This window comes from Streptomyces phyllanthi, from assembly GCF_009377205.1.
In the GTDB taxonomy this organism is placed as follows: Bacteria; Actinomycetota; Actinomycetes; order Streptomycetales; family Streptomycetaceae; genus Streptomyces; species Streptomyces phyllanthi.
In genome coordinates, this window is record NZ_VJZE01000452.1 from 1 (window position 1) to 7,402 (window position 7,402).

Below are 7,402 nucleotides of genomic sequence, written 5' to 3' on the forward strand. Positions count from 1 at the left end.
GCCCAACCGACCCCCATCATCCCGCTGCCGCCCGCCGCAGCACGCGCCACCGCGGTCGCCGGCTCGGCCATCGCCCTCGCCGGCACCTTCCTCGCCTGGACCTGGACCGACGAGTTCCCCGGCAACCTCACCGTCACCGGCTACCCCGGCGGACTCCAGGTCCTCACCCTCATCGGAGCCGCACTCACCGCGCTGTTCGCACTCGCCGGATACGGAATCCGCGGACTCGGCTGGCTCACCCCCGGCGGCACCAACAGCCCCGTCCGCCTCCTCGCCCTCGGAGTCCTCGGCACCACCGGCTACGCCATCGGCGCCATCTCCTACGAACTCGGCGGCCTCGTCAACCTCGAACCCGGCGCCTGGATCTCCGGCCTCGGAGCCCTCATCGCCACGATCGGCGCCCTCGGCCTCCCCGCCGACCAGGGCTACGACCACGACGAGAACCCCAACCTCTGGGGCAGGATCCGCCACTCCCTCAGCGCCCCCGAACCCGGCCGCGCCGGAGAACTCCCCTCCTGGGCAGAGATCCTCATCATCGCCGCCGGCTTCGGAACCGGCCTGTACGTCTTCGCCTACGGCATCAGCACCGAGTACTCCGAACTGTTCATCGGCTTCCTGATCATCGCCGCGTTCGGCTTCACCGCCGTCACCCGCGCAGGACTCCTCAAGCGGCTCTCGGCACTCACCGCCAAACACCGCAACGTCACCCTCGCGGCGGCCTTCGCAGCGGCGATCTGCTTCCCCTTCACCCAGACCAACGACCAGTTCGCGCTCATCGGCGCCAACATCCTGATCTTCGCCACGGTCGCCCTGGGCCTCAACGTCGTCGTCGGCCTCGCCGGCCTCCTCGACCTCGGCTACGTCGCCTTCCTCGGCGTCGGCGCCTACGCCGCCGCCCTGGTCTCCGGCTCCCCCCAGTCGACCATCGGCGTCCACTTCCCGTTCTGGGCGGCCGTCCTCACCGGCGCCCTGGCCTCGCTCATCTTCGGCGTGGTCATCGGCGCCCCCACCCTGCGACTGCGCGGCGACTACCTCGCCATCGTGACGCTCGGCTTCGGTGAGATCTTCCGCATCACCATGAACAACCTCAACGGCAACAGCGGACCCGACGTCACCAACGGCTCCAACGGCATCCCCAACATCCCCGACCTGGAGATCCTCGGCTTCAACCTCGGCGTCCCCCACGACGTCCTGGGCCACGAACTCACCCGGTCCGGCAACTACTACCTGCTGATGCTGCTCTGCACGGTCGTCGTCGTCATGGTCTTCCGCCGCTCCGCGGAATCCCGCATCGGCCGCGCCTGGGTCGCCATCCGCGAGGACGAGACCGCCGCCACCGCCATGGGCATCAACGGCTTCCGCCTCAAACTCCTCGCCTTCGCCCTCGGCGCCTCCCTCGCCGGCCTCGCCGGCACCGTCCAGGCACACGTCTCCTACAGCGTCACCCCCGAGCAGTACCAGTTCGCCGGCTCCGTACCGCCCAACTCGGCCTTCCTGCTCGCCGCCGTCATCCTCGGCGGCATGGGAACCATCAGCGGCCCCCTCATCGGCGCCGCACTGCTCTACCTCATCCCGGCCAAACTCCAGTTCATGGCGGAGTACCAGCTGCTCCTCTTCGGCATCGCGCTCATGCTCCTCATGCGATTCCGCCCCGAGGGCCTGGTCGCCGACCGCAGGAAGCAGCTCGAATTCCACGAGACCGGACAGCTCGACGTACCGGAGGACAAGCCATTGCCCGAAGGCGCGACCGGCGTCGCCAAGGCAGGGGCGTGACCGCCATGACAACCACCACCACGACCACCACCGGCACGGTGCTCGACGCCAGCGGCGTCACCATGCGCTTCGGCGGCCTCACCGCCGTACGCAGCGTCAACCTCACCGTCGGCAGCGGAGAAATCGTCGGCCTCATCGGCCCCAACGGCGCCGGAAAGACCACCTTCTTCAACTGCCTCACCGGCCTGTACATCCCGACCGAGGGCACCGTCACCTACAAGGGCACCGTCCTCCCCCCCAAGCCCCACCTGGTCACCCAGGCCGGCATCGCCCGCACCTTCCAGAACATCCGGCTCTTCGCCAACATGACCGTTCTGGAGAACGTGCTGGTCGGCCGACACACGCGGACCAAGGAAGGCCTCTGGTCGGCACTCCTGCGCCTGCCCAGCTTCAAGAAGGCCGAAGAAGCATCACGTGAACGGGCCATGGAACTTCTGGAGTTCACCGGCCTCGCCGCCAAGGCCGATCACCTCGCCCGCAACCTCCCCTACGGCGAACAGCGCAAGCTGGAAATCGCCCGGGCCCTCGCGAGCGAACCCGGCCTCCTCCTCCTCGACGAGCCCACCGCCGGCATGAACCCGCAGGAGACACGAGCCACCGAGGACCTCGTCTTCGCCATCCGCGACCAGGGCATCGCCGTCCTCGTCATCGAACACGACATCCGGTTCATCATGAACCTCTGCGACCGGGTCGCCGTGCTCGTCCAGGGCGAGAAACTCGTCGAAGGCCCCGCCGAAGTCGTCCAGGCCGACGAACGCGTCATCGCCGCCTACCTCGGCACCCCCTTCGAGGACGCCCCCGGCCAGGAGGAGGTCGCCGAGGTCGAGGCCGCCGAAGCCGAAGCCGCCGGCCACAGCACCACAGAAGGGGACGCCAAGTGACCGCACTGCTCGAGGTCGAGGACCTCAGGGTCGCCTACGGCAAGATCGAGGCCGTCAAGGGCATCTCGTTCAAGGTCAACGCCGGCGAGGTCGTCACCCTCATCGGCACCAACGGCGCCGGCAAGACCACGACCCTGCGCACCCTCTCCGGACTCCTCCAGCCACTCGGCGGACAGATCAAGTTCGACGGCAAATCGCTGCGCAAGATCCCCGCCCACAAGATCGTCTCACTGGGACTGGCCCACTCCCCCGAAGGCCGGCACATCTTCCCCCGCATGACGATCGAGGACAACCTCCGCCTCGGCGCCTTCCTGCGCACCGACAAGGAAGGCATCGAAAAGGACATCCAGCGCGCCTACGACCTCTTCCCCATCCTCGGAGAACGCAGGAAGCAGGCCGCGGGCACCCTCTCCGGCGGCGAACAGCAGATGCTCGCCATGGGACGGGCCCTGATGTCCCAGCCCAAACTGCTCATGCTCGACGAACCCTCCATGGGCCTCTCGCCGATCATGATGCAGAAGATCATGGCGACCATCCAGGAACTCAAGTCCCAGGGCACCACCATCCTGCTCATCGAGCAGAACGCCCAGGCCGCCCTCTCCCTGGCCGACCACGGCCACGTCATGGAGGTCGGCAAGATCGTCCTGTCCGGCACGGGCCAGGACCTGCTCCACGACGAGTCCGTCCGCAAGGCGTACCTCGGCGAGGACTAGGACCGCTCGGGCAGACGACGAGGCCCGCGCCCCCTTCTCCGGGGCGCGGGCCTCACGCTGTGTACCGGGTGCCGCTCAGCCCTTCGCGGCCTTCTTCTCCTCGGCATCCTGAATAACCGCCTCGGCGACCTGCTGCATCGACATACGACGGTCCATGGACGTCTTCTGAATCCACCGGAACGCCGCCGGCTCGGTCAGCCCGTACTCCGTCTGCAGCACCGACTTCGCCCGGTCGACCAGCTTCCGCGTCTCCAGACGCTGGGTGAGGTCCGCGACCTCCTTCTCCAGCTGCCGCAACTCGGTGAACCGGGACACCGCCATCTCGATCGCCGGAACCACGTCACTCTTGCTGAACGGCTTCACGAGATACGCCATCGCCCCCGCGTCACGCGCCCGCTCCACCAGGTCGCGCTGCGAGAACGCGGTCAGCATGAGAACCGGCGCGATGGACTCCTCGGCGATCTTCTCGGCCGCCGAGATACCGTCGAGCTTCGGCATCTTCACATCGAGGATCACCAGATCGGGCCGGTGCTCCCGCGCGAGCTCGACGGCCTCCTCACCGTCACCCGCCTCGCCCACGACCGTGTAGCCCTCCTCTTCGAGCATCTCCTTGAGGTCGAGGCGGATCAGCGCCTCGTCCTCGGCGATGACGACACGGGTCGTCAACGGAGGCACGTGCGACTTGTCGTCTTCGGGCACGTCGGCGGGCTGGGGCGACTCGGGGGAGGTCACGGGGGCTCCTTGGTGCAGGGCAGGGGTACTGCTGACAAGAGCGTACCTAGCTGCGCCTGCCTGCAGTGAACCGGTACACTCCTGTTGCTGGCCAGCCGGGTTGGCGGAACGGCTTACGCGGATGTCTCAAACACATCTGTCCGAGAGGACATACGGGTTCGAATCCCGTACCCGGCACGGTGCTACCCGAAGCGGAGGTTCACGTTCGCGTGAACCTCCGCTTTTCGCTGCACACGGCACCGATCAGTAACTCAGAGTGTCCACATGTACGACGTCAGCACACGCAAGCGGGCTCTCGCCCTAGTGACCCAAGGGCGCAGCCTGAACTCCGTCAGCAAGGAAACCGGCATCTCTCGGGCTGCGATCCGTTCCTGGCGAACGCGACTCGACCCGCTGCCGCGTATGCAGGCCCAGGCCGGTCCTTGTATCGAGTGCCAGCACGCTCCGGAGCGGCCGGAACACAAGGAGGCGTACTCCTACCTCCTTGGCCTGTACCTCGGAGATGGCTGCGTCAGCGCCCACCCGCGCACGGGGCACTACTTGCGCATCGCATGCGGCAACACATGGCCCGGCCTGATCGACGCCTGTGAGACAGCCATGCGCATGATCAACCCGGCACGATGTGCCTACCGGAAGCAGGCCCAGGGCTACGTTTCAGTGGCCAGTTACAGCCAGCACTGGCCCTGCCTCTTCCCCCAGCATGGCCCCGGCAAGAAGCACGAGCGCCGCATCGCGCTCGAACCCTGGCAGCAGGCCATCGTCGACGCCCACCCCTGGGAGTTCATCCGGGGCCTCATTCACTCCGACGGCTGCCGCATCACCAACTGGACAACCCGTCTCGTCGGCGGTGAACGCAAGCGCTATGAGTACCCGCGGTACTTCTTCAGCAACAAGTCGGACGACATCCGGAAGCTCTTCTCTGATGCCCTCGACCGAGTTGGCGTCGAGTGGACCACCCTCGCCCGAGGCAGCGACCCGTTCAACATCTCCATCGCCCGCAAAGCCTCCGTCGCCCTCATGGACACCCACGTAGGCCCCAAGTACTGACCGGCCCCGCTACCTCGGACCGTCGTCCTCCCCGATGTGGTGCACCCGTACCAGGTTCGTCGTGCCCGACACCCCCGGCGGTGAGCCCGCCGTGATGACCACGATGTCGCCCTTCTCGCAGCGGCCGTCCTTCAGCAGCCACTCGTCGACCTGGTCCACCATCGCGTCCGTCGAGTCCACGTGAGGCGCCAGGAACGTCTCCACGCCCCACGTCAGGTTCAGCTGGGAGCGGGTGGCTGGATCGGGGGTGAAGGCCAGCAGGGGGATCGGGGAGCGGTAGCGCGAGAGCCTCCGTACCGTGTCGCCGCTCTGGGTGCACGCGACGAGGAACTTGGCGCCCAGGAAGTCGCCGATCTCCGCGGCCGCGCGGGCGACGGCGCCGCCGTGGGTGCGGGGCTTGTTGCGTTCGGTCAGGGGCGGCAGGCCCTTGGCGAGGATGTCCTCCTCGGCCGCCGCGACGATGCGGGACATGGTCGTGACCGTCTCGATCGGGTACTTGCCGACACTCGTCTCGCCGGAGAGCATGACCGCGTCCGTGCCGTCGATGACCGCGTTGGCGACGTCCGAGGCCTCCGCGCGTGTGGGCCGGGAGTTGTCGATCATCGAGTCGAGCATCTGGGTGGCGACGATGACCGGTTTGGCGTTGCGGCGGGCGAGTTTGACGGCGCGTTTCTGGACGATGGGGACCTGTTCGAGGGGCATTTCGACGCCGAGGTCGCCGCGGGCGATCATGATGCCGTCGAAGGCGAGGACGATGTCCTCGATGTTGTCGACGGCCTGTGGTTTCTCGATCTTGGCGATGACGGGGAGGCGCCGGCCCTGCTCGTCCATGATCCGGTGGACGTCCCGGATGTCGTGTCCGCTGCGGACGAAGGAGAGGGCAATGGCGTCGAAGCCGGTGTGGAGTGCCCAGCGGAGGTCCTCGACGTCCTTCTCGGAGAGGGCGGGGACGGAGACGGCTACGCCGGGCAGGTTGAGGCCTTTGTGGTCGGAGACCATGCCGCCCTCGATGACGGTGGTGTGGACGCGGGGGCCGTCCACCCGGGTGACTTCGAGGCATACTTTGCCGTCGTCGACGAGGATGTGTTCGCCGGGGGTGACGTCGTCGGCGAGTCCGCCGTACGTGGTTCCGCACATCTCGTGGTCGCCTTCGATGCCCTCTTCGACGGAGAGGGTGAAGGTGTCGCCGTGTTCAAGGAGTACGGGGCCTTCGGTGAAGCGTCCGAGCCGGATCTTCGGGCCCTGAAGGTCGGCGAGGGTGCCGACGCTGCGGCCGGTCTCGTCGGCGGCCTTGCGTACGCGCTGGTAGCGCTCCTCGTGCTCGGCGTGGCTGCCGTGGCTGAGGTTGAAGCGGGCGATGTCCATTCCGGCTTCGACCAGGTCCTTGATCTGGTCGTACGAGTCGGTGGCGGGCCCGAGGGTGCAGACGATTTTGGCTCGGCGCATGGTTCGACCCTAGGGGCTACCGGCGGGTAGTGAATTGGTCGGGCCTGACCACTCAACGGCCTTTGTGTGTAGGGCTGTTGACAAGTGTTGAAGTGTGCGCCGGGGTGCTCCGATGAGCATCCCGGGCGCGTCCGGTGGGGGCTCACAGCCGGGGCGGGACCATCGTGAAGCGGGCGTTCACCTGGGCGTAGACGTGCTGCCGCTGGGGTTCGAGGTCGAGGGGCGGTGCGACGGGGTCCGCGGTCTCCGCCGCGAAGGCTACGGAGCGCATGCGGGCGGGGGGCTGCGGGTACGGCTGGGCGTTCTCCGCGCCGATGTCGGCGAGCTCGACCAGTGCCGCGAGGGTCGTGCCGAGGGCCTCCGCGTATTCGCGGGCGCGCAGTACGGCTTCGCGGACGGCTTGCTGGCGGGCTCGGCGGTGGGCCTGGGAGGCGGGGCGCAGGGCCCACCAGGGGCCGTCGACGCGGGTGAGTTCGAGGTCGGCGAGGCGGGTGGTGAGTTCGCCGAGTGCGGTGAAGTCGGTGAGTTCGGCGGTGAGGCGGACGGTGCCGTGGTAGGTGTGGACGCGTTCGCCGCGGCCGTGCCTGGTGAGTTCGGGTGTGATGGAGAAGGCGCCGGTTTCGAGTCGTTCCACTGCGTCGCCGTATGTCTTGATGAGGTCGAGGACGGTGGTGTTGCGGCGGGTGAGGTCGTCGAGGGCTGTGCGGCGGTCTTTGCCGCGGGCGTTGACGGTGACGCCGATGCGGGCGAGTTCGGGGTCGACTTCGAGGTGGGCTTCGCCGCGGACGGCGATGCGGGGGGCGTCGGGGG

Annotated in this window: 7 protein-coding genes and 1 tRNA gene; 5 read left to right on the plus strand and 3 right to left on the minus strand. The window is 67.8% G+C overall.

Annotated features, from left to right (window positions below; genetic code table 11):
- Window positions 1-15 precede the first annotated feature (15 nt).
- The 3 genes from FNH04_RS37635 to FNH04_RS37645 are packed head-to-tail and all read left to right on the plus strand — an operon-like array spanning window position 16 to window position 3,367.
- Window positions 16-1,773: a branched-chain amino acid ABC transporter permease gene (locus tag FNH04_RS37635; protein WP_322725002.1), complete on the plus strand. Its 1,758-nt coding sequence runs from the start codon at window positions 16-18 to the stop codon at window positions 1,771-1,773.
- Between the two features lie 5 nt (window positions 1,774-1,778).
- The gene (locus FNH04_RS37640) at window positions 1,779-2,654 is read left to right on the plus strand and encodes an ABC transporter ATP-binding protein (protein WP_152790333.1); all 876 of its coding nucleotides are present in this window, start codon (window positions 1,779-1,781) and stop codon (window positions 2,652-2,654) included.
- The gene (locus tag FNH04_RS37645) at window positions 2,651-3,367 is read left to right on the plus strand and encodes an ABC transporter ATP-binding protein (RefSeq protein ID WP_322724998.1); all 717 of its coding nucleotides are present in this window, start codon (window positions 2,651-2,653) and stop codon (window positions 3,365-3,367) included. The genes FNH04_RS37640 and FNH04_RS37645 overlap by 4 nt, the downstream gene beginning before the upstream one ends.
- Window positions 3,368-3,442: 75 nt before the next feature.
- Here the strand turns inward: FNH04_RS37645 and FNH04_RS37650 are convergent, their stop codons facing one another.
- The gene (locus tag FNH04_RS37650) at window positions 3,443-4,099 is read right to left on the minus strand and encodes an ANTAR domain-containing response regulator (RefSeq protein WP_322724999.1); all 657 of its coding nucleotides are present in this window, start codon (window positions 4,097-4,099) and stop codon (window positions 3,443-3,445) included.
- Between the two features lie 94 nt (window positions 4,100-4,193).
- Between FNH04_RS37650 and FNH04_RS37655 the strand changes: the two genes are divergently transcribed.
- Together FNH04_RS37655 and FNH04_RS37660 are read left to right on the plus strand one after the other, a co-directional pair.
- Window positions 4,194-4,276: transfer RNA gene (locus tag FNH04_RS37655), tRNA-Leu, on the plus strand.
- Window positions 4,277-4,363: 87 nt separating this feature from the next.
- Complete coding sequence (locus FNH04_RS37660) at window positions 4,364-5,146, plus strand: helix-turn-helix domain containing protein (protein WP_152790329.1); 783 nt, start codon at window positions 4,364-4,366, stop codon at window positions 5,144-5,146.
- A 9-nt stretch (window positions 5,147-5,155) separates the two neighbouring features.
- On the opposite strand, the gene pyk is transcribed toward FNH04_RS37660, so the two are convergent.
- Window positions 5,156-6,592, minus strand: a complete 1,437-nt coding sequence (gene pyk, locus FNH04_RS37665) for a pyruvate kinase (protein ID WP_152790330.1) — start codon at window positions 6,590-6,592, stop codon at window positions 5,156-5,158.
- Between the two features lie 142 nt (window positions 6,593-6,734).
- Window positions 6,735-7,402, minus strand: a 668-nt coding sequence (locus tag FNH04_RS37670; protein ID WP_152790331.1) for an SIMPL domain-containing protein, incomplete at its 5' end; no start/stop codon positions are given.